The organism is Rhodococcus sp. 11-3, from assembly GCF_023704055.1.
Lineage (GTDB): Bacteria > Actinomycetota > Actinomycetes > Mycobacteriales > Mycobacteriaceae > Rhodococcus > Rhodococcus aetherivorans.
The window spans coordinates 4714947-4735434 of sequence record NZ_CP080406.1 but is presented as its reverse complement, the minus strand read 5'-3'; the positions used below and the strand labels follow the sequence as shown (position 1 = coordinate 4735434).

Below are 20488 nucleotides of genomic sequence, written 5' to 3'. Positions count from 1 at the left end.
GTGTCACTTCCTCTGCGGTGGTTCGACGGCCGTGAACGACTCGACGGGTTCGTCGACGATCAGATAGAACGGGAAGACGAGATTGCGGATGTGGTTGCGCTCGCGGAGCGAGTAGGAGATGTCGATGTAGCAGGTCGTCGGTATTTCCGGATCGAACCGGACCGCCACGTCGACCACGTCGATGCGGGGCTCCCAGCGGGTGAGGGCGTCGTGGACGTCGGCCGCGATCGCGGCGGCGGTCCCGTCGTCGGCGGGTGAGAAGACGTGATCCTGTACGCGGCAGCCGAATTCGGGTCGCATCGGCCGCTCACCCGGTGTGGTTCGCAGGATCAGCTCGATCGCCTGCTCGATGTCGCGGGGCCCCGACGCCAGTGCCACCGCGCCCGCGGCGTCGAAGCCGACGGGATAGTTCCAGCCGCGCCCGACGAAATCGGTGGACATGGGTCAACCTCCGATCAGGACAGTGAGGGCGCCGGAGACGATCGGAGCTCCGCAGGCGGACATATCTCCTATCCGTGCGGCAGGCATCCCGCCGATGAGGACGGTGGCCGAGCCGGGTCCGACGATCGCCGAGGGTGGGTGCGGTGGGGGAGGTGGGAAGCTGCAGATGTGCGGGGTTCCCACCGTCGCCGCCGGTTGACCGGCGATGAGGACGGTGGGGACTCCCGGAGGGCCGATGACTCCGGGATGGCCTGTGGGATCACCGACGCGCGCGGCAGGGGGCACGACCACCTCCTCAGTTGATCTTGACGAGTGCACCGGAGACGATTGCCGGTCCGCCGGACTTGAACTCGGCGGTCGCACTCGCCGTCACCTTCACGCTCGGGCCGCCGACCTTCACGCCGGTCGTGTCCGCCTCGACCGTTCCCCGGGCGCCCGCGATCTTGACCGAACGCTTGCCCTTCAGGACGATCTCACCCGACGTGAGCTCGATCTTCGAGTCTGCGCCGTCGATCACCACGCCCTGAGTTCCCTCGACGAGAATCCGTCCGTCACTGTGTATCTCGATCTTGGTGCCGATCTTGTCCAGCGACAGACGCAGTCGTCCGTCACCGGTCTCGGCCAGGATGCCTTCGGTCTTCCCGTCCTCGTCGAGCAGATCGATCCGGTGTCCGTTGCGGGAGACGAACGAACGACGATTGACCGCTCCCGATCCGGCGTCGACGAGATCCGGTCCCTTCGTGTCCGGTGTGTCGATTCCGTTGTGCAGCCCGGCGAGGACATAGGGTCGATTCGGGTCGTTCTGTTCGAAAGCGACGAGCACTTCGTCTCCGACCTCGGGGACGACGAGTGCGCCGCGATCCTTCCCGGCGCCCGGCTGCACGACGCGCGCCCAGTCGCTGACGTAGTCCTCGGACAACCACGGGAAGGTCAGACGGACCCGGCCGAGCTGTTCCGGGTCGCGGGCGTCGCTGACGACGGCCACGACCACTCCGTAGTCCGCCTCGCCACCGGTGCCGGACGACAGCCCGAACAGGCTGCGTTCCTCCCTGCCGGTGACGGACAGCGACGTGGTGTAGCCCCCGGCGCCGGGCACGTACCGATGGCGGGCTGCGGTCACGAGGTACTTCCCGTCGAACGGTTCACCCATGTTCGCCAGGCAGATCGGGGTGTCCGCCCGCAGTTTCGGGTTCCCGCGGACGAGGGCCTCGACCTGAGCGAACGACCCGCCGATCACCTCGGCGAGAGCGGTCGCCGCCGAGTCGGCTTCGGGCTGGGTGCGGTAGGCGACGTCGGAGGCGACGTAGGTGGGGTCCCCGAAGGTCGCCGCGACCTCCGCCGGGGTGATCGTCGGCAGCACCGCGCTCTTCGTCTCCGCGGGCGCTTCGGCCACGATCGCCTGCTTCTGCGCGATGTCCCACCCCCGTACCTGAACCTTGGCGACCTGCTCGGCGGCGGTCACCACCGAACGCACCCGCAGCAGATCGGTTCCGAAGGTCAGCACGAGCGGATCCCGGCTGGAGGTGCCCTCGGCCTGCGGGGCCTCCTCGGCGGGTTTCCGGGGACCGAAGTCGAGTTTGTTCTCGCGCACGGCGACCTCGAAACCGACCCGTCGCGCGAGGCCGACGAGGAATTCCCAGTCGGTTCGGCCGCACTGGGACAAGTGATCGAAGACGGTTCCGGTGGACGTGATGTTGCCCAGTTCGATGCCGGCGTCACGTGCAACGCCGACCGCCGCGTCCGACGCCGTCGTCTGGGTGAAGGCCCGGGTGTGCCGGCCGCGGAAGAGCCGGTGGGACGCGTCGTAGCCGCGCACGGTCGTGAACGTTCCCGTACCGTCGAATTCGAGTTCGACGGCGGTGACCTCGCCTGTCACCAACGGTTCCGGAACGGCGACCGCGTCGGTGACGACGGCGATCCTCAGCTCGGAGCCGATCTTGATCTTCGATTTGGCGAGCAGGGTCCGGTCGGTGTCGCGGAAGCGCAGGGCAAACATGTCGGGCACCTGCAGGCTCGAATCCACGAATGCCGTTGCGAGCACGGCCACGAGATCGTCGGCCAGACGATCGCCGTCGACCTCGATCTCCAGTCCGGATGCCGATGTCATCGCAGCGATCCGATCTTCGTGAGCAGGTCCGTCACATTCGGCAGCACGAGCGATCGGCCGGGCGGGAGGCGCGTCGGGTCGTCGATTCCGTTGTAGGCGGCCACCGCTCGCCACATGGCTGGATCTCCGTATTCGCGATAGGCCAGCAGGTGCAGCGTGTCGCCCTCGATCACCTCGTGGACCCGGGAGTGGGTGACCGAACCCGACGACGGATTCTGCCGGCTCGTCTCGCCCGGCATCTCCTCCAGGCTCACGCTGCACACAGCGCGGATCGGTTTGCCGGACGCCGAGAAGAGGGTGTACTTCGCGCTCACCTGGGTGACGAAGGCATTGAAACTCGTGGTTCCACCCCACTTCAGCACCACCAGCGGCGGCATGGGCTTCTTGTCCTTCTCGTCGACCGGGACGCAACACGAGAAGAGCTTGTCGACGCACTTCGCGACGTCGGTGTCCTGTTTGAAGGTCGCGTCGAAGAACATCTCCAGGGTGAGCTTGCACGGCTCGGGCCCGGAGTATTCCGGTGGGCCTGCCTTCTTCGTTCCTTTGGCCGGGCTCCGGTCCCACTTCGCGGACTTGGAGATGGTGATCTCCTTGGGATTGAACTGGAACGCGATCGTCCCCAACGAACTGCCTCGCTTGCTTCCACCCACGGCCTTCTCCGCCTTGTAGAGGAGCAGCTCCGCGTGGCTCTGCGCCTCGGGTGGTGGCGACGGTTTCTTCGCGGCAGCCTTTCCGGCCTTCTTTGCCGGGGCCGTGCCGGGGGTATTGGCCAGTGCGATCGGATCGGACATTCGTCGGCCTTCACTTCGTAGGTCCCGGCAGGATGCCGTGGTGTGCGATCTCAAGGGTCTCGGTGGCGACCTTCGCGGTGTCGACGTTCAGGCTCGGGCCGGTCCACCGGACCGGCACGACGCCGCGCAACGACCAGCCGGCGATGACCGTTCCGTCCGCCGTACGAGCAGTGATGCCAGCCGTGGTGGGTTGGAGATCCTCGAGGGCCTGGCTGAGCCATTCGGTCAGTTTGCGGCTGTTCGGGCCGACCGGTCGAGTGAGTTTGACGTTGGTGAACTTCATGCGAGTGGGAAGCTGCCACACCATGGTGTTGTTGCCGCCCTCCTCACGCTGCTCCATGACGATCTCCACCCCGAGTCCTTCGCAGCTGTTGAAGGAGCCCAGGTCCGTGCCGTCCACCTCCACCGTGAAACACACGCTCACGGCAGGGTCGTCGTCGGAGGTCGACATCGATTGCTCCTTCGGCTCAGATTTGTGGATCGGCGAGCAGACCGGCGCGTTCCCGGTCGAGCCACAGTTCCGTCTTGATGCGGGTGACGATCGGTTCGTAGAGGCGGTTGGCGAGATCGTCGATGTTCATGCCCGCGAGGGGGCCGGCCGGGGACGCGGTACCGGCGATCGGAGTTGCCGTGGTCGGAGGGTGTGGTTCCGTGGTCGAAGCCGGCTCGGATGGAGGGGAAGGCTCCTCCAGGCGCTGAGCGACGGGGGCTTGCCGTGTCGGCTCGGCGTCGTCGTCGTCGACCTCACGTGCGACGTGGGCGAACATCTCCCGAAGCGACACCGGTCGGTCGATTCCGCCGGAGATCGGTCCCGGCGCCGGAGCCGTGATCGGCGATCCGATACCTGCGGGTTGCGAAGTGCCGGTGTGTCGCTGGACTGTGATCGGTGGGTTCGGTGCACCGCGAAGGGTGACCATGGGTGCGGAGGGGCTTGAGTCTACGTCATGGCCCGCGTTGCGGTGGGGTGGGGGCGGGGCGCCGGGCGTCCCGGGCGGATCGGCACGAACGGCCGCTACTCGCATGAGCGGAACCGGCTCATCCTGCACCGCTGTGTGAGGAGGATCCGGGACGAATTGCACCGACGTAGTCGGGTGGGGTTGCGGCGCAGCAGGAGCGGTGACGGTTTCAGATGTGAGGTTCCGCTGCAACGGGATCCGATGCGGTGGGACGAGTGGTTCTCTTCGGTCGGTAGAGCTGGAGCGGACCGTCTCCGGTGTCGGTGTCGGTGTCGGTGGTAGGGGATGTGTCGGAACCACCGGCCGGGACGCGACATCGTCCGGCACCGGCGTCATGTCATCAGCGATGCTCGACGTATCGGCCGGGTTCTCGGATGCCTCGATCGACTCGATCTCGTCTGTCAAAATCGGCTGCACAGGAGAGCTTGTAGGGCTGGTTGCGTCGATCGGCGTCTCGGAATTTCTCGAGACGGTGGGGACGGTCCGGGTAGGCGAGGGATCGACGTCCGGTGCTCGGTTCGGAACCGGATCAGGCGTTCGCGATCGACTCGACGCTCCGTTCGTGGGAGCGTCGTCGACCCGTTGGACGCTCGGGGCGACCTGCAGCGGAGCTTCTTCGCCGCGAGATCGATGTTCGACCGGGTCGGGAGCGGCGGTGTGACGAGCGACCACGGGGACAATCGGGGCGGGTTCACTCGCCTCGAGGACCGGGCCCGTGACGGTCGGACTCGGCTCGGGATCCGGACTGTCTCCGGGATCCGGAACCGGAACAACGTCGCGCTGCACTATCGGAGGTGCAGGGACCGAGGACGACGACGGGGACGTCCTCTCCGGGACTACGCGGGGCGCAGAGACGAGGTCGTGCGGGATGACGGTCTCGTGTGAAGTGACGGCTTCGGGTGACGGGATGACCCGTTGGACAACGCGCTCTTCGAAGGGCAGGGACGTGGGCGCCGAACGAGGTGCACGCAGCGGTTCGGGGATCGGTGTGCTCGCAGGGCGAGGTTCTTCAGGCGGGGGTGTCTGCACCGACGGTAGGTCGAGTATGGGCTGCACCGTCTCGACCGCGGTGTCATCGGCTCGGATGTCGAGGCGAATGGGGCGACGGTGGGGTTCGGGTGTGGCGGGATGCTCGGTCGAGTCCGGAGCCGGAGCCGGAGCCGGTTCCGGCCCCGGGGTCGGAGGCGATGACGAACGTTCGAGGCACGGCGCCGATACTTCTGCCGCCGATCGCTGGACGGGACGGCGGAGTGGCTGCTCGCGCGGGGGAGGAAGCCGATCGATGCTCTGCCGTTCCACGTGCGGCGATTCGTGATGCGGGGGACGCGCCCGCGTCCGTTGCGGTTGCGGTTGCGGTTCGAGCTGGGGCTGCGGGCGTGGCTCGATGGATACTCGCTGTGCGACCTCGGGCTGCAGCACCGACGGTGGATCCACGGGCCGGTCCTGCACAACCTCCGCGGGGTCCGAATCCTGGTGGCCCGCGTGAGCAGAGAGAGGCAGGATCCGTCCCACCGGAAGCTCGTCGACCGGGAACGTCGAAACAGTAGGGAGTGCCCGTTCGTCGTCCGGTGGCGACGCAGTGACCATCTCGTCGATCTCGGTATGTGCACCGGGTACCTCGTTCGATACGGGCGACGAGTCGAGGTGGCGAACGGGAGCAGGCGGCGGAGCCGTGTCGGTGGGGGTGGACGGCACGGCACCGACCCTTGCTCGCTGGAGGGAGCCCGGGGGCCGGTGGTGCCGCTGTGCGACGGTGTGGGGGGTTGGACCGTCGTGCCGGGACACCGGCGTAGACGTAGGGGCCGCGGTCAGCGACAACCACGGCACACCGGCGCCGACCGTCGGGAGCGGTTCGACGAGAGCCGGCGATCGGGAGGTTGTGAGCGTTCGAGTGAATCCGTCGAACTGTGTGGTCGACTCGATCGGTTCGACCACCCGCTGCACCGGGGGCAACGACAGCCGTTCGCGAGAGGTCCGCGAGGGGCGAACGTCCGGACGTTCGGGCGGTGTCCGGGCGGGTTCGGCCGACCGGCGCTGCCACGGCCATCGGATGGTCATCGCTCACCTCCTCGCGGATTCCGGCGCCAAGTTCCGGCTCAAGCGCACATACCGTTGCCGATCTGCGTGTTCGAGGTCGAGGATCGTGTCGAACGACCAATGCAGGTGATAGGCGATGTACGCGACCTCGGCGTGCAGACGTTCGGTCCCGTACGTCACGATTCCCCCAGGCGGCCCCCGGCGATGTCGACGGCGAAGTCGCATCCGCACTCCGGACAGGTGACGCCCGCCCGGGTGTGCCCGTCCTGATTGATCCGCCGATACAGATCCTGGAGGAAGGCGAGGTCGGACGCGAACATGTTCTCCACGATTCCGGCGTGCACGTCCTCGATGCCGCCGAGCCGGGACACGACCCGACTGATCAGCACCACCGTCAGATACGACGGATCCTCCCGCACCCGGTCGTCGCGTTGGGAGACGAGTTCGTCGCGGGCCGTCGCGAGGCGCATGACACCGTCGCGGTGGACGGTGCCTGCCGAATCGATGTAGCCACGGGGCAACAGGAAACCGAATTCCGTGCGCAGCGCTTCTCGGGTACCCGAAGTTTCTGCCGAACGGTCCGGCTCGTGCTCCACTGTCAGGGTGGAGGTGCTGGTTCTACGCACCGTCCACCTCGACGCGTTCGAAGGTCAGTACCAGTTTCTCCGTCATGACGCTGGTGTCGCCGGCCTTCATAGAGCTGACCTCAAGGCTCTTCGGCCAGGCATTGGTGAGTGTGTATCGCTTGACGGGCTGTCCTTCGTAGTCGTACACCACGATGGCGCCGCCCTTGCGAACGTCCTTCATCTTTCCCAGCTGAGAGTCCTTGATCCACTTGTCGAATCCGTGGTCCTCGGTGAGCGGCCGGGTGAGAGTGACCTCACCGGCCTTCCAACGTCCGGGAAGCTTCTTGACGAGGTACTTTCCGTCCTTCGCTTCGTTGGACTTGTACTCGATGACGTCCTGTTCCATTTTCAGGCCGGTCACCTCGGTGATGGCCTTGATCTGAAGCCCGTCGAACTCGAGTCCGAACGAGTGGCCTACCGAGCTGTCGAATTCCGGTAGAGGCATTGCGGTTCCTCACTGTTCGATACGTCGATCACTCGGCGACCAGGCTGGTGCCGCCGGAGAACTGGGACAGTCGGAAGATCACGAACTCGGCTGGCTTCACCGGGGCCACGCCGATCAGGCAGACCACTTCACCCGCATCGATTCCCTCGGCGGGGTTCGTCTCCTCGTCGCACTTGACGTAGAACGCCTCGTCGGGAGTGCTGCCGAACAGTGCGCCCTTACGCCACTCGTTGACGAGGAAGGCGCTGATCGTCCGGCGCAGCTTCGCCCACAACGCTTGATCGTTCGGCTCGAAGACGACCCAGTCCGTGCCGTTGAGGATGGATTCCTCGAGGTAGTTGAAGAGCCTGCGGATGTTGAGATAGCGCCAGGCCGGATCGGAGGACAGCGTGCGGGCTCCCCACACGCGGATCCCACGGCCGGGGAACGAGCGGATGCAGTTGATGCCTACAGGATTGAGCAGGTCGTGTTCGTTACGGGTGATCTGCGTCTGCAGGGAGACGACACCGCGCAGCACCTCGTTCGCGGGGGCCTTGTGTACACCTCGCGTGTCGTCGTTGCGCGCCCAGACGCCGGCGACGAAACCGGAAGGCGGGAGGTAAGTTCCACCGTCCGTGCTCACCCACGGCCAGTACAGGGTTGCGTACTTGGAGTCGTAGTTTGCCTTGTCGCTCTTCCACTCCTTGATCTGTTGCGCATTGAGGCCGGGCGGCGGGTCGAGGATCGCCATCCGGTCACCCATCAGCTCGCAGTGCGCGATCATGGCCTGCTGGACGGAGATGACGGTGTCGAGGTCGATCGCGCTGCGCTGGTAGGCGGTGACCAGATCAGGAACGCAGATCATGGTGATCTCGTCGATCGCCTCGAGACCGGAAAAACCGGTGCGTTCCGAGACGTCACCGACGTAGTCGTCGGTCGTGAGTTGAGCGGACGGCAGCAGCGCTGGTTGTGCGGGTGCCGCCAGCGTCACCTTCTTGCCGACGGCGAGTTCGTCGGAGGCCTGGGCGTTGGGGATCTGTTCGAGCTTGATCGTCCGGGATTGGCCGTTGACGACGGTCGCGGCATTCGTCTTGCCCCGTCCGGGCGTGACACCCGAATGCTCCTCGACGGTTTCACCGCCCCTGCGGACGACGAGCTTGAAGGTCCCGTCCGCGGGCTCTGCGTCACTCGGCACGACTTCTACTTCGATGCCGGATTCGGCTGCGGCCGGGTCGATCGCGAGCACACGGAAGTTGCCGAGAATGCCCTGCGGGGCAGCCTCGACGGGCTTGGGAGCTGACTTCGAACCGCTGTTGCCGTTGCTGTCGCCGATGCGAACGATGTACGCGTTGCCGCCACCGTTCTGGAAGTACGCATAGACCGACCGCGCGAGGCATGCGCCATCGACGAAACCGCCGAAGAGACCGGTGAACTGGGTCCAGTTGCTGACGAGGGTCGGTTCATTGAACGGCCCTTTCTCCGACAAACCGACAAAGGCAGCGACGGCGGTCCCGACGCCTTCGATCGGCCGGGACCCGGAGTCAACTTCCTCGACGTAGACCCCGGGCGACAGGTAGGTCGGCATGGCGCCTCCTCGGATGGCGTGCGGTGAGATGGTTTGATAGTGCACCGTTTCGGTGCATCGACGCAGACACGCTGGGACGGTCGGTCGGGTAGGGAGTGATGCGCGAAAGGGCACCTTCCGATTTCCGTGTTGGGTGACAACCGGGACCCGTGTGAGACTGCTAGATCATGCTCTGTGGTCAACTGGGTCGGATGTGGTTACTTGAAGTCGGCTTCAGCCACCAACTTTCCGATTGCCTGCCCAATTACCTGCTTCTGAGAATCGAAGCACGACTGCAATTCTGAATCCGATGGTCTAGGTGTGGCGTCCTTCCCTCTCCTATCGCCGATAGCTTCTTGTTCCGCTTTGACGTACCTCATGGTTCGTTCGAGCCAAGTTTTTTCTATGCGGGTGATCTGCGGTTCAATCCTTCGGTTGAATTGATCCTTCAGGACGGCGCGCCAGTCTCCTTTGAACTTGACCTTTTTTGAGGACTTTACCTTCCGGAATCTTTTTCCGGATCCTCCAATCTTGTCTCTAATCATACCCATAATATTCCTTATCGAGCGTATGAGCTTCAGGTCTCCGCGGCCGTCAAGGGTGGATCCGAACGTCTTGGTCTTAGCGGCTCCCGCATATATAAGTATCGTCGGCTGAAGTTTGTACCCGGTGTCCTCCTGCGTCACCTCCCCCGACTTCTTCAGGCCCATCATCGCGCGCCGGATAAAGGCGTCGGGAATGATGTGTTCAGCCTCCATCTTCCATTCCAAGACGGGATTTTTGCCTCGCAGGCTACTAATTTTCGCCCCGTAGGGTGCGATGGTACCTATTCCCGGTGCGTGAGCCCCGGGGCCTTCCAGTGGGTCTTTCATGTTTTCTCGGGCAAACGCCCGTATATCTTTCTGGACTTTCTCTGCACGCGCGGCCGAGGACTTCGCCTTATCGAATTGTTTACGTGTGGCTTTATCGAGTTTCAGGCGATTCACCTCGCTATCCTTGAATATTTCGTTAATTATCTGGATGTAATTATCCATTTCATTCTGAAACTGCTTTTCGAGTGTTCTTAGATCCGATCTCTTTGTGGCGTCTAGATGCTTGAATGCATGAGAGATCGGTTTGGGTGATGACGCCACGTAGAGATTTTTGGGCGCTCCGCTCTGGGTGTATAGAGTGTGTGTATTCCCATTCGACTTGGTCTGGAATTCGGAATGAAACTTGATACCTAGAAGATTCTTGCACTTTTCTCGAATTCGGTCCCCGATGGACTGTGTAGCGGATTTGATTCGACGTCGGGCTTTCCGGTATGTGCGCTTCGCCCATGTCTTGCCCGCTTCGTACTTCTTCTTCACCCATGCCTTGCCGGCCTCGTACTTCTTCTTCGCCCAAGCCTTGCCCTTGGCGTAGGCGGCCTTCGCCTTCGCCTTGACGCTCGCGGCCGCCTTCCCGAACTTGGACTTCTTCAGCCTGTCGAGGAACTTCTTGCCGTACTTGACCGCCTTGGCGATCAGCCAGTCCACCGCCTTGCCGACAGGGGTTTGGACCTTCTCGAGGATGCTCTTGATCTTGTCGGCGATTCCACCCAGACCGAGGAGGCTGGCCAGGCCGCTGATCAGCATCGGGACGGTTTTCGACAGCGTGCCCTCGATCAGAGCCGCCACCTTGCCGACTCCGCCGGCGGCAATCGACTCGACCGAGTCGAGGACGGAGTCGACGAAGTCCTTCAATCGCTGTGCATTGTCCACGAACCACATCACGGCGTCGTAGATCATCTTGCAGGCCTTGATGAACGCCGCCGCAGGATTGAGAAGCGAGATCAGCCACGTCACGCCGGCCATGATCACCTTGGTGATGACGAAGTCGCGGATGCGACTCATCACCTGTTCCTTCAGGTCCGAGATCTTCTGCGCGATGAACTTCCACAATCCCGGGACGCCCTCGGTGAGGATCATCTTGACGAAATCGACACCCTTCTCGATCGCGCTCATCGCCTTCTCGCCGACCACGTTGACGATCCGGGTTCTGATCGACGTCCACGTGAGGCCGAGAAGGGACAGCAGCAGACCGATGATGCCCTTCAGGTCGAACTTCTCGGGGATCTCGATGCCGGCTTCGGCGAGGGTACCGAACAACCAGCCCTGCAGACCCTTCTTCAAGTGCGTGAGTATGTTCGACATGAAGTTCTGGATGCCGGTCTTGACCGCGTTGACGAACTTCCCGAGGAAGTCCATCGGGTCCTTGATGATCTTCTCGACGGCGTTTGCGGCTCGGGTGAAGACGCCGAGCAGCATGTCCTTGAGTTTCTTCACCGTGTCGATAGCGCCGCCGATCGCCTCGGCGGCCTGGCCTGCGAATCCCTTGTTCTCCGCCTGAAGCTTCTTGATCTCCTCGTCGACCGCATTGCGTGCCTCGATGTACTTGTCCGCCAGATCGTCGACGAGCGACTCCTGCTTCTCGTCGACGGACTTCTCCAAATCTTCGAATTGCGAACCAATTTCCTTGGCGGCATCACCGGCCAGCTTCTGAAGGTTCTTGGGTTGCTCCGCGACGAGCTTCTGGACCTGTGCGCGCCCCTCGGACACCCGGGCCTTCGCACGTGCGAGTTCGGAGCCCACGAGATCGGCGATGCCGCCGATGACGTCCTCCATCCGCGACTCGTACAGCTTCTTCGATTCCAGGAACAGCGCGTTCGCCTCGGGCGGCATGTCCAGGAGCAGGTCCTTCAACCACAACGCGGACCCACCAGGACCGCCGTATCGCTTCGCCTTGTACGCAGCCATGCGGGCCTGGTGGTCGGCGACGAACGCTTCCTTGGCCTTCCTTTCACCTTCCTCGAACCGCTCGGACACGGTCTTGTCGAGACCGGTCAAGATCCCCTCGACGTCGGCCTTTGTCTTGTCGAAGATCTTCTTGATCTCGCCGGTGATCCGGCTTCGTTCCCCTTCGTCGGCGGACTTTGTGGCCTGTTTGCCCGCACCGGCGGCTTGCAGCGCACTGCCTTTCGAGGCGGTAATCGAACTCAATCCGGTCTTCGCCGTGGCATCGGCATCCGCAGTGGCGCCGGCGATGACCTGAGCTTCCTTCTCGCGCACAGCAGCGGGCGCATTCGCGTCGTGCTCCTCGGCAGTCTTCTTCGCCTCGAGTGCACCGGTGAACTCGGGCTCGTTCGATTTGGCGAGTTGTTCCTTGGTGACCCCGGCTTCCGCCATCTTGTGGTCGGTGGCGCAGCTGTCCGCACCCAGTCTCGTCTGGTCGTCGGGTGCAGGTTTCGGTGCCAACAGTTTCGGATCCGGTGGTGGAGGCGCGGACGGTGACGGGGGTGGCTGAAGCGGTGTGACCGGCTTGTCCTTCGCAGTGGAGGTATCCGGTGTCGCCTCGGTCGAATCCTTGATTTCTCGGGCGGACGCCTGCTTCCCTCCGGTGACCTTGCTCATCACCTCGTTCTTGACCTGATCCGCCTTGCCGGATTGCGCGAACTTGTCCGCCTCGTCCAGGTTCTTCGGAGCCTTCGCCGCGATCGCGGCCTTCACCGCGGCGATGAAGCCCGCCTTGTCGAAGCCTCCTGGCTTCGCGGCGTCCATCTTGCCGGTGTGAGCGGCCTTGGCCTGGGCTTCCTTGTCGTCGGGTGGCGCGACGGCCGCGTTCTGTGCCTCGCCCACTTCCTTCGAGGCAGGGGGATGCGCTTTGGTTGCATCGGCTTTGGTCTCGATCTCATGTTTCGCGTGGGCCCATTGCGGATCCTTCTGCGGATCAGCCGGTGTCGGTTCTACGGGTGGCGCAACGCAACCGCTCTGGACGGGTCCGGCGTCGAGACGCTGGGTGACGAGAGACGCAACGGCGTGGTTGCCCGCGGCGGACTGCAAGCGGCGTAGTGAGTTGGAATCCGACCGCACAGCAGCAGCCGATCGCGCAGGAGTGCGTTCCGGGGCAACGGATCTCGTGACTCGAGTGGGTGCAGTCATGGCATCACGCCGATTCTTCCTCGGACTCCTCCTCCTGACGCTGCACGAAGGTCTGGGCGGTTTCGTCTTCCTTTTCCTCCGCGGCCTCCTCACGCTGCACGGCAGCGGATCCCTCTTCCGTGGTTCGCTGGAGTGCGCCGGAGGGCGCGGTCGTGGGAGCGGGTGCGGCCATGACGTGGTCGGCATTCGCGACGGCGTCGCGTTCGAACCGATCCGAGGGATCGCTGATCCGTACCCCACCGCCGGCGTCGGTGCCGTCGACAGGGCCATTGCGCTGCTGCACGACATGCGTCAGTTCGTGAGCGATCATGTGCTTGCCGGTGTCCGATCCGGGGTCGTACCTGTCGTTCTGGAAGACGATGTCCGAACCCACCGTGTACGCCTGTGCATTGACGGATTTCGCGGATTCGTGCGCTGTTCCGTCGCTGTGGACGCGCACGTCTCCGAAGTCCTGACCGAACCGGCCCTCCATATCAGTGCGCAGGTCGGTGGGCAGCGGTGTTCCCGCAGAGGCGACGACGTCGTGCACGGGCGAACGGTCCTCGTCGAGGAGTGCCGACGCTCCGGCATTGCCGACGACACGCTGCAACCCGGCCATGCCTTCGGGTCCGGCGACGTCCAGACGTCCGGACAACGCCGCTCTCAGAGCGAGAGCCGAGTTCGGTTCGTCGAGTCGCGAAGCCTTGGGACGCAGCTCCGCATCGCCGTCGTGATCTGTCTCGTGCGTGCGCATGGTCTCTCGCTTCCGTCGGTACGCACCGAACATCCACCGTTCTCCAGCTGTACGAAAGATGCGAAGGCGTGGCCGTTCGGGCAACGATGACTGCCCGAACGTGCATCTGATCGGGCAGGATTCTCAGCTGGTGAGGACTGCATGCATGTCCGGGTCGAGCACAGTACTCAGTTCCTCCCACGGCACGGTGAGTTCCACAAGATCGGAGTAGGTCGGTGCGACGGATCCCTCGGCGAAGTAGATCCGCATCCCGTCGGGGGTCGCAAGCCAGCGAGAGAACAATGCCGGGTCGGCGCTGACGGCATTCAGGTCGAACGAGGCGCCCGCGTCGGTGCTCGGGCCGAGTTCGCGGGAGACGGCAACAAGACGATCGAGGCCGTCAGCGGTGTCGGTGAAAATCTCGTCGAGCGTGAGCACGTCACCGGAGTCAATGCCGACCACGACGGTGTCTGCGAAGTCCTCTGCGGACTCCTCGTATTCGGCTGTCACCAGTAGCACGCCACTAGTGACGCGTTCGCCGATATGGGCGACCTCGCCGTCCGAGCCGGTCAATCGACCACCTGCCCGTACCTCCGCGATGCGGTCGTCCAGAGCGGCGCGCATCGCTGCATTGAAGGTATCGGTGACGGCGGGGTCGCCCCCGGTGATCTGGGGGAGGACGACATCGACAGGTACGGGATTCGGCGTGACGACTTCGGTCGAGGCGTCGGTGTAGGGCTCCGGGGTGGCGGTGCCGGAGCCACCTCCGCCGCCTCCGCCAGCGCCACCTCCGCCTGCGCCGCCGTTCCCGTACGGTCCCGGTACGGTGCTGGGCTCCGGTGCTGGTGCGGAGTCGGGCGCTCCGCCTCCCTCAGGTGGGTGGTCGGGGCCACCCGTCGCTGCGCTGGAGTCGGCTTCACCCGGCGGTGCGTTCGCGGCGATGGACGTGTCGGAGACTGCCGAAGGTGTAGTAGGGCCGGTAAGGAGACCGTGGCCGACGAAGATCACTGCCACCACGAGAGCGACCACACCGACCGCAGCGGTGAAGATCCGTCCGCCGTTCTCGAGCATGCCGGGATCCCATCTCTACAGGAAGATCAGAACTGCAGCGACGTCAGCCGCCATCCGTCGTCACCTCTGGTCGCAATCGCCCATGCGACGTGTTCGTTCTCGTCGATGAGCAGGTCGTTCGGTGTCGTTGCCGATTGTCTGATCGAGACGACACGGTGGACGGTGTCGTCGCTGTCGGGGGGATGCTCGTCGGCGAGGAAGGCGGCGTCCGCGCGGACGGTCGCCTGGTCGCGTTTCCACTGCTCCCACTGTGATCCGGGTCCTGGTTGAGAGACGACGGTTTGGGACCCGAGTTCGGGACCGAGGTACGGTGCGGCCCGCTCCAGTGCGGCTGCTCCCGATTCGTCCTCTGCCGGCCTCCATGTGAACATCGTCTCCAGTGCGGTCTCGATGACGACGAGCGGATCCTCCCGGTCGATGTCCGGAGTGGCCGTTCCCTGGACACTCTCCCCGCATCCGGACGCGATGAGCACCACTGCGCACGACGCGAGCAGCGATCCGGAGCACTTCCCGAGGTTCATGTCACTCGCCGCCCCTCCGACTCGGGGTCGAAGTTCGAGACGGTCACGCCACTGTCGGTCGACGCGTGCACCATCTTGCCGCCGCCAACCGCGATCCCGACGTGGGTGGGAATGTCGAACTCGTTCCACCCTGAGAAGACCAGGTCCCCGGGGTCGAGTTCGTTGACCGGAATGGGGTCGCCGATCTCCCACTGTTCCTGAGTCGAACGTGGCAACACGACCTTGCCGTCCGTTGCCTGCGCCACCGCATGCCGGGTGAGGCCGGGACTGTCGATACCACCCCTGGTCGGGCCGTCGATGTTGCCGCCGCCCCAGACCCACGATGTCCCCTCGAGGGTCCGGGCCACCTCGACGATCCGGTCGCCGACATCGGGCTGCGGCGCCTCGGTCGGCGGCGGTGGGGTCGTCCCCGTCGCCCAGGGCGCGGCCGCGAACGCCATGGCGCGCTCGAGGATCTTCTTCACGTAGGGCTGTGTCTGGGTGGTGTACTCCCCACCGAAGGGCATGCCTCCCGCCTCCAGCACCGCACCGAATCCGGCGTTGTAGGCGGCGAGCGCCAGGGCCACCGGATCGCCGACCACACGGCCCGTGGAGATGGCGTCGGCGCTTGATCGGTGGTTCTCGCACATCAGCGCGCCCTGGGCCATCACAGCGTCAGCGATGCTGTTGACGTCCGGGGGAGGTCCGCTGCCGTCGTAGTCCTTGCCCCAGGTCGTCCACGTGGCAGGCATGAACTGTGCCGGGCCGCGGGCTCCCGTCGACGAGACGGGGGCCGAAGGGCCGTGCCGGAATCCGTTCTCCGCCTCCAGTTGCGCCGCCAGGAGCGGTGCGGTAATACCCGAACACATCACGCCGGCCTTCAGCAGCCACGGTACGAACTCGGGCGGGACGAGTCCGGGGGTGAGAACACCGACGGAGCAGTCGGTGGTGGCGGCCACCAGTTCCACCACGGAGGAACCCGACGATGCGCCCTCGTCGAGCAGGGGAGCGGGGTCGACGGCTCGACCGTTGAAGCGCCCGCCCTCCCACAGTTCGAAGTGCAGGTGCGGTCCGCTGGATTGGCCGTTGGATCCGATGTCGGCGATGTGCTGCCCGGTCCTCACCGGATCACCGGTGCGCACCAGCACGCCGTCGGGGTACATGTGCCCGTAGACGGTGGAGACGACCCCGGTACGTGTCGGTGTGTCGATCACGATCCATTGCCCGAAGCCACTGGCAGGCCCGGCCGCCGAGACGGTGCCGTCGAGAGCTGCGTAGATGTCGGTTCCGGCATCCCCGGCCATGTCGACGCCCTGGTGGAAACCCCCACTTCGGGCACCAAACGGGGACGAGACGACGAACGTGCCGTCCGCGACCGGTTTCCGGTTCATGGGGCACGGGACACCCGCCCCGGTGTCGGCGAACGCCGGTCCCGGTTGACCCAATGCAACTGTCAGGACGACCACGAGCAGGCCCGCGAGCCGTCCGAGTGCACGACGCATTCTCATGGCATGGATCCCGCCGGCATTTCGTGGACTCGATCGCATCCGTTGTACGGCTTCAACTATCACCAGACCTGTTCTACAACGGCAGGGTTGCCGGCCGGTTCGGCCCTTTCGTCGAGGATCCGTGCCCCCGCTGTCCGGTATGCCTGCTCGAACGTTCCGACTGCCGTTCCCGATCGGGCATTCTGTTGCTTGCCAGCGCTCTTCGACCATGGAGCGTGCGACGATCGACTCCCAGGAGGGTTGATGAGATCGCTGCGCTTCCTCTCGGCATTCGTAGCGCTGATCGCAGCGCTGGGGTTCGTCGTGGCGTGCGGAGGCGGAGAACCGGATCCGCAGTCGGCATGGACGGGGACCGACGAAGACTCACTTCCGGACGGAGCCCGAGACGCCATCGAAGGTGCCCTCGAAACCATGTTCACGTGGTATCCGACGACGGACGCCTCGACACGCGACGCCTACGAGCGGGCATCGAAGTATCTGACTCCCGAGCTCGCGGCAGCGAATCACTCCAGTGAACGCGGAACCAGCGTGTGGTGGGACGAATGGAAAGCCGCGGATGCTTCGGTGATCGCCGATGCCCTGGTGATCTTCGGAGAGCACCCGAAGGACTCCGAAAACGCCGTCGAGCGTGCGGTGATGCTGAACCAGAAGGTGACGGCGTCGGACGGGGCGGTTCTCGAGGAGAGCGACATGCGCGTGGACCGTGTCGCTGCTGTCAAACAAGGGAACGACTGGCGCGTCAGCCTCATCTCCTTCTTCCCAGGAATTCCGACCCAGGCGCCACCACCGCCGGAATGCGCTGAGGGAGAGCAGCGTCTGCAGCACCCGACCGGCCCATGCGTCCCGATTCCGCAGGTACCGCCGGGGTCGGGGACTCAGCCTCACAAGCCGGGAAGCCCCGGACCAAGCCCCGGACCGGGAACACCGAATCCCGGAACTACAGGAACCACGTGCCCGGATGGAACTACGGTGCAGGCGGGGCAGACCTGTCCGCCGATTGTGGATCCTCCGGAGCCGTGTCCGGATGGTAGTCCTCGGTTGCCGGATGGGACGTGTTACGAGCCTCCGGAGCCGTGTCCGGATGGTAGTCCTCGGTTGCCGGATGGGACGTGTTACGAGCCTCCGGAGCCGTGTCCGGATGGTAGTCCTCGGTTGCCGGATGGGACGTGTTACGAGCCTCCTGACTGCCCTCCGGGAAGCTATCCCCTAGCGGACGGAACATGTTACGAGCCTCCCGACTGCCCGCTGGGAAGCATTCCCTTGCCTGATGGGACCTGCTATACGCCCGAGGACGATGATTCCTCCTATATTTGTCCCCCTGGAACGATTGATCGGGAACGCTGTAGACGGCCTAAGCCAGACCGAAGGCGGACCAGGTCGAAGATGATCGCCGCAGATCGATGTGTGTAGGGGGACGGGTAGGTCGAGTAAGAAGCCGGCTGACATGGACGATTCAGGACGGATCTCGAACGCGGATGTCGCACCCATCTGCGGCAACTGCGGCACCGTCAACGCGGCGAATGCCGAATTCTGTGTTCGCTGCGGACGGTTCGTCGGGTTCGAGTCGGGATCGGGCACCCATGAGGGGCGCACACTTACGTCCCAGATCCCGGTGGTGACGTCCTGGAGTCCACCGGATCGGGCTACCGGTTCGGACGTTCGAAGTGCTGCCCCCTCCGCCCCGAGCCGGAGCTCCGCCGGCGGTCACGGTGAGGCGCGTCCTCCCCGCGTCGAGATCGTCACTCCGGAGCTGACGATCGATCCGGAAGGGGGTGGCACGTTCGATCTGCGGGTGCACAATACCTCCACGATCGTCGATCGCTTCCGGGCGGTGCCGCTCGATGCTCCGGGCTGGTTGAAGCTGACGCATCCCGCGATCGCCCTCTATCCCGACGAGGAGAAGCCGGCCACGATCAGCGTCGTGATCGATGCACCCAGATGGCCTGCCGCTCAGAGGTTCACGCTGCCGATCCGAGTACGTTCGGACGAGGATCCTGACGCCGCCATCGACGTCGCTCTGGCGTTGACGGTGCCACCGATCGGCGACCCCGCTCAGCTCCACGTCGAACCGGAGCGGGTCAGGCTCCGGGACGGGACATCGGCGAAGGTCGAGCTGAAGGTCGACAATCGAAGCAGCAACTATCCTCAACGTTTCGAGTTGAGCGGTTCGGACGCCGAGGATCTCCTCGAATTCGAGTTCTCCGCCGACGTCATCGAAGTTCCTCCGGGGGAGACGGTTCCGATCGGACTCGCCGTCCTCGTGCCACCACCGGAGGCCGGTTCGGCACGGTCGTATCGCGCCACGATCCGCGGTGCGAACGATCAGGCCGAGATCGAGACGCATCTGACGATCGAACAAGAGGTGTCGGCACTGCAGCTGCGGCTCGAACCGAGCACCCTCAAGGCCGCCGACGCGCCCTACGGGCAGGGATGGCTGATCATCGACAACCGCAAAGGTGGCGTCGACCGACATGTCCGGCTCTCCGGTCGAGACCCGGAAGGATCGGTCCGGGTTTTGTTCTATGTAGCAAAGATCGATGTCCGCGCCGGATCCGAGAGCCGGGTCGGCATCCGCGCCCAACTCGTTGCTCCCCGGAAGGAAGCCGAAACCAGCAAACCCTTCACGGTCGTCGCGACCGACGGCACCAGTGAGGCAACCGTAGACGGAACCCTGATACACACGACCTCGCCGAATCCGATCGCCACAGCCGAAATCCGACTCGAACCCGAGCAGATCACGGTCAAGGACCGCACACACGGTCGCTGCCGTGTAGCGGTGGACAACACCCGTGGATCGCAACCACTGAAAGTGCGGCTGAACGGTTCCGATCCGGAACGCGCCGTCGGATTCGAATTCGAGGCGTGGGCACTCGAAGTGCCGCCGGGCGGGGTGTCGCGGGTCGCGATGACGGTCTCCGCTCCACCACCGCCGGGCGGAGAGACGGTCTCCCGGGAGATCCGGGTCGTGGCAAGCAACGAGGACGGTTCCGTCAAGACCCAGGGCGCCTTCGTGCAGACAGCGTCCCCGGCGCCGATCACCCTCGCTCGGATACGGCTCGAGCCGGAACAGTTCACCGTGCACAACAGTTCGCGTGGACAGCTGCGTGTCGTGGTCGACAACAGGAGCAGGGCCTTGCCTCTCCGGGCGCGACTGGTGGGCCGCGACCCCGAAAACGCCGTCCAGTTCTCCTTCGACCCGCCGACGTTGAACATTCCCCCGGGGCAAGCCGGTTGGGCGAAGGTCACCGTCCGGGCGCCGCGTCCGCGAATGGGGCACGCCAAGGTCCGAAACCTCGAGGTGGGTGCCGAGGACGGCGGAATCGTCGTGGATGCCGGCGCCGTGCTCACCCAGACCTCGGACGACCTGCTTCCGCTGATCCGGATCGCCGCGACCCTCCTCGGAGGCCTGATCGCGCTGATCGGCGCGTTTCTCCCGTGGACGGGTGATGCACAGCAGGTTCCGCTGCTGACCGTGCGGCGGTTCCCCGGTATCGGCGACATCATGAGCGTCGCTACCGGAGACGACTACACCTACGTGACTCAACCCATCGCTCGGGCGGTCGTGATCGTGCTCATCGCGCTCATGCTGATCGGCATCCTGCGTCCGAAGGGTGGCATGACCATCATTGCCGGCCTCGCTGCCATCGCTGTCACGATCGGATTCGCGGTCTACGCGGATGCGCAGTTCTCTGCGGCGCCCGGAGGAACCGGTTTGCCGCTCGTGGTGGTGGGGTGCCTCCTCGGATGCGTCGGCGGATTGTGCATCCGAAGTAGCGAATCGTGACGATCGGA

At 64.7% G+C, this 20488-nt stretch carries 15 protein-coding genes; 1 reads left to right on the top strand and 14 read right to left on the bottom strand.

Annotated features, from left to right (window positions below; genetic code table 11):
* Window positions 1-3 precede the first annotated feature (3 nt).
* The 14 genes from KZJ41_RS21910 to KZJ41_RS21850 form a co-directional block, all read right to left on the bottom strand.
* Window positions 4-441 (bottom strand): GPW/gp25 family protein, encoded by a 438-nt coding sequence (locus KZJ41_RS21910; RefSeq protein ID WP_161996958.1) that lies wholly within the window; start codon window positions 439-441, stop codon window positions 4-6.
* A gap of 3 nt (window positions 442-444) precedes the next feature.
* The gene (locus tag KZJ41_RS21905; RefSeq protein WP_084648710.1) at window positions 445-726 is read right to left on the bottom strand and encodes a PAAR domain-containing protein; all 282 of its coding nucleotides are present in this window, start codon (window positions 724-726) and stop codon (window positions 445-447) included.
* Between the two features lie 10 nt (window positions 727-736).
* Complete coding sequence (locus KZJ41_RS21900) at window positions 737-2548, bottom strand: VgrG-related protein (RefSeq protein ID WP_065922221.1); 1812 nt, start codon at window positions 2546-2548, stop codon at window positions 737-739.
* Window positions 2545-3339 (bottom strand): LysM peptidoglycan-binding domain-containing protein, encoded by a 795-nt coding sequence (locus KZJ41_RS21895; protein ID WP_065922222.1) that lies wholly within the window; start codon window positions 3337-3339, stop codon window positions 2545-2547. Before KZJ41_RS21895 ends, KZJ41_RS21900 begins: the two co-directional genes overlap by 4 nt.
* A gap of 10 nt (window positions 3340-3349) precedes the next feature.
* Window positions 3350-3790: a phage tail protein gene (locus tag KZJ41_RS21890; RefSeq protein WP_065922223.1), complete on the bottom strand. Its 441-nt coding sequence runs from the start codon at window positions 3788-3790 to the stop codon at window positions 3350-3352.
* Window positions 3791-6356: 2566 nt separating this feature from the next.
* Window positions 6357-6557, bottom strand: coding sequence for a DUF6760 family protein (locus tag KZJ41_RS28525; protein WP_306430604.1), 201 nt, complete (start codon window positions 6555-6557; stop codon window positions 6357-6359).
* Window positions 6509-6958, bottom strand: coding sequence for a hypothetical protein (locus tag KZJ41_RS21885; RefSeq protein ID WP_251549589.1), 450 nt, complete (start codon window positions 6956-6958; stop codon window positions 6509-6511). Before KZJ41_RS21885 ends, KZJ41_RS28525 begins: the two co-directional genes overlap by 49 nt.
* Window positions 6951-7403: a phage tail protein gene (locus KZJ41_RS21880; RefSeq protein WP_050035730.1), complete on the bottom strand. Its 453-nt coding sequence runs from the start codon at window positions 7401-7403 to the stop codon at window positions 6951-6953. Before KZJ41_RS21880 ends, KZJ41_RS21885 begins: the two co-directional genes overlap by 8 nt.
* Window positions 7404-7431: 28 nt before the next feature.
* On the bottom strand, window positions 7432-9081 hold the full coding sequence (locus KZJ41_RS21875; RefSeq protein ID WP_251549587.1) for a phage tail sheath subtilisin-like domain-containing protein: 1650 nt from the start codon (window positions 9079-9081) through the stop codon (window positions 7432-7434).
* A gap of 83 nt (window positions 9082-9164) precedes the next feature.
* Entirely contained in the window at window positions 9165-12806 is a 3642-nt protein-coding gene (locus KZJ41_RS21870; RefSeq protein WP_251549585.1) for a hypothetical protein, read from the bottom strand.
* 103 nt (window positions 12807-12909) lie between these two features.
* Window positions 12910-13638 (bottom strand): DUF4157 domain-containing protein, encoded by a 729-nt coding sequence (locus KZJ41_RS21865; protein ID WP_161995740.1) that lies wholly within the window; start codon window positions 13636-13638, stop codon window positions 12910-12912.
* A gap of 123 nt (window positions 13639-13761) precedes the next feature.
* Window positions 13762-14688 carry an RsiV family protein gene (locus tag KZJ41_RS21860; protein ID WP_144415040.1) on the bottom strand — a complete coding sequence of 309 codons (927 nt, stop codon included), beginning with the start codon at window positions 14686-14688 and terminating at the stop codon, window positions 13762-13764.
* Between the two features lie 26 nt (window positions 14689-14714).
* Window positions 14715-15209, bottom strand: coding sequence for a hypothetical protein (locus KZJ41_RS21855; RefSeq protein WP_050035726.1), 495 nt, complete (start codon window positions 15207-15209; stop codon window positions 14715-14717).
* Complete coding sequence (locus KZJ41_RS21850) at window positions 15206-16696, bottom strand: peptidoglycan DD-metalloendopeptidase family protein (protein WP_161995739.1); 1491 nt, start codon at window positions 16694-16696, stop codon at window positions 15206-15208. The genes KZJ41_RS21855 and KZJ41_RS21850 overlap by 4 nt, the downstream gene beginning before the upstream one ends.
* Before the next feature lie 1792 nt (window positions 16697-18488).
* On the opposite strand from KZJ41_RS21850, the gene KZJ41_RS21845 reads away from it, so the two are divergent.
* Entirely contained in the window at window positions 18489-20480 is a 1992-nt protein-coding gene (locus KZJ41_RS21845; RefSeq protein ID WP_251549583.1) for a hypothetical protein, read from the top strand.
* Window positions 20481-20488 lie beyond the last annotated feature (8 nt).

What these genes read in the sequence shown, in the direction of transcription:
- KZJ41_RS21910 (WP_161996958.1), bottom strand. Translation starts at nt 441, where the DNA reads ATGTCCACCGATTTCGTCGGGCGCGGCTGGAACTATCCCGTCGGCTTC.
- KZJ41_RS21900 (WP_065922221.1), bottom strand. Translation starts at nt 2,548, where the DNA reads ATGACATCGGCATCCGGACTGGAGATCGAGGTCGACGGCGATCGTCTG.
- KZJ41_RS21895 (WP_065922222.1), bottom strand. Translation starts at nt 3,339, where the DNA reads ATGTCCGATCCGATCGCACTGGCCAATACCCCCGGCACGGCCCCGGCA.
- KZJ41_RS21890 (WP_065922223.1), bottom strand. Translation starts at nt 3,790, where the DNA reads ATGTCGACCTCCGACGACGACCCTGCCGTGAGCGTGTGTTTCACGGTG.
- KZJ41_RS28525 (WP_306430604.1), bottom strand. Translation starts at nt 6,557, where the DNA reads ATGCGACTTCGCCGTCGACATCGCCGGGGGCCGCCTGGGGGAATCGTG.
- KZJ41_RS21880 (WP_050035730.1), bottom strand. Translation starts at nt 7,403, where the DNA reads ATGCCTCTACCGGAATTCGACAGCTCGGTAGGCCACTCGTTCGGACTC.
- KZJ41_RS21865 (WP_161995740.1), bottom strand. Translation starts at nt 13,638, where the DNA reads ATGCGCACGCACGAGACAGATCACGACGGCGATGCGGAGCTGCGTCCC.
- KZJ41_RS21860 (WP_144415040.1), bottom strand. Translation starts at nt 14,688, where the DNA reads ATGCTCGAGAACGGCGGACGGATCTTCACCGCTGCGGTCGGTGTGGTC.
- KZJ41_RS21855 (WP_050035726.1), bottom strand. Translation starts at nt 15,209, where the DNA reads ATGAACCTCGGGAAGTGCTCCGGATCGCTGCTCGCGTCGTGCGCAGTG.
- KZJ41_RS21850 (WP_161995739.1), bottom strand. Translation starts at nt 16,696, where the DNA reads ATGAGAATGCGTCGTGCACTCGGACGGCTCGCGGGCCTGCTCGTGGTC.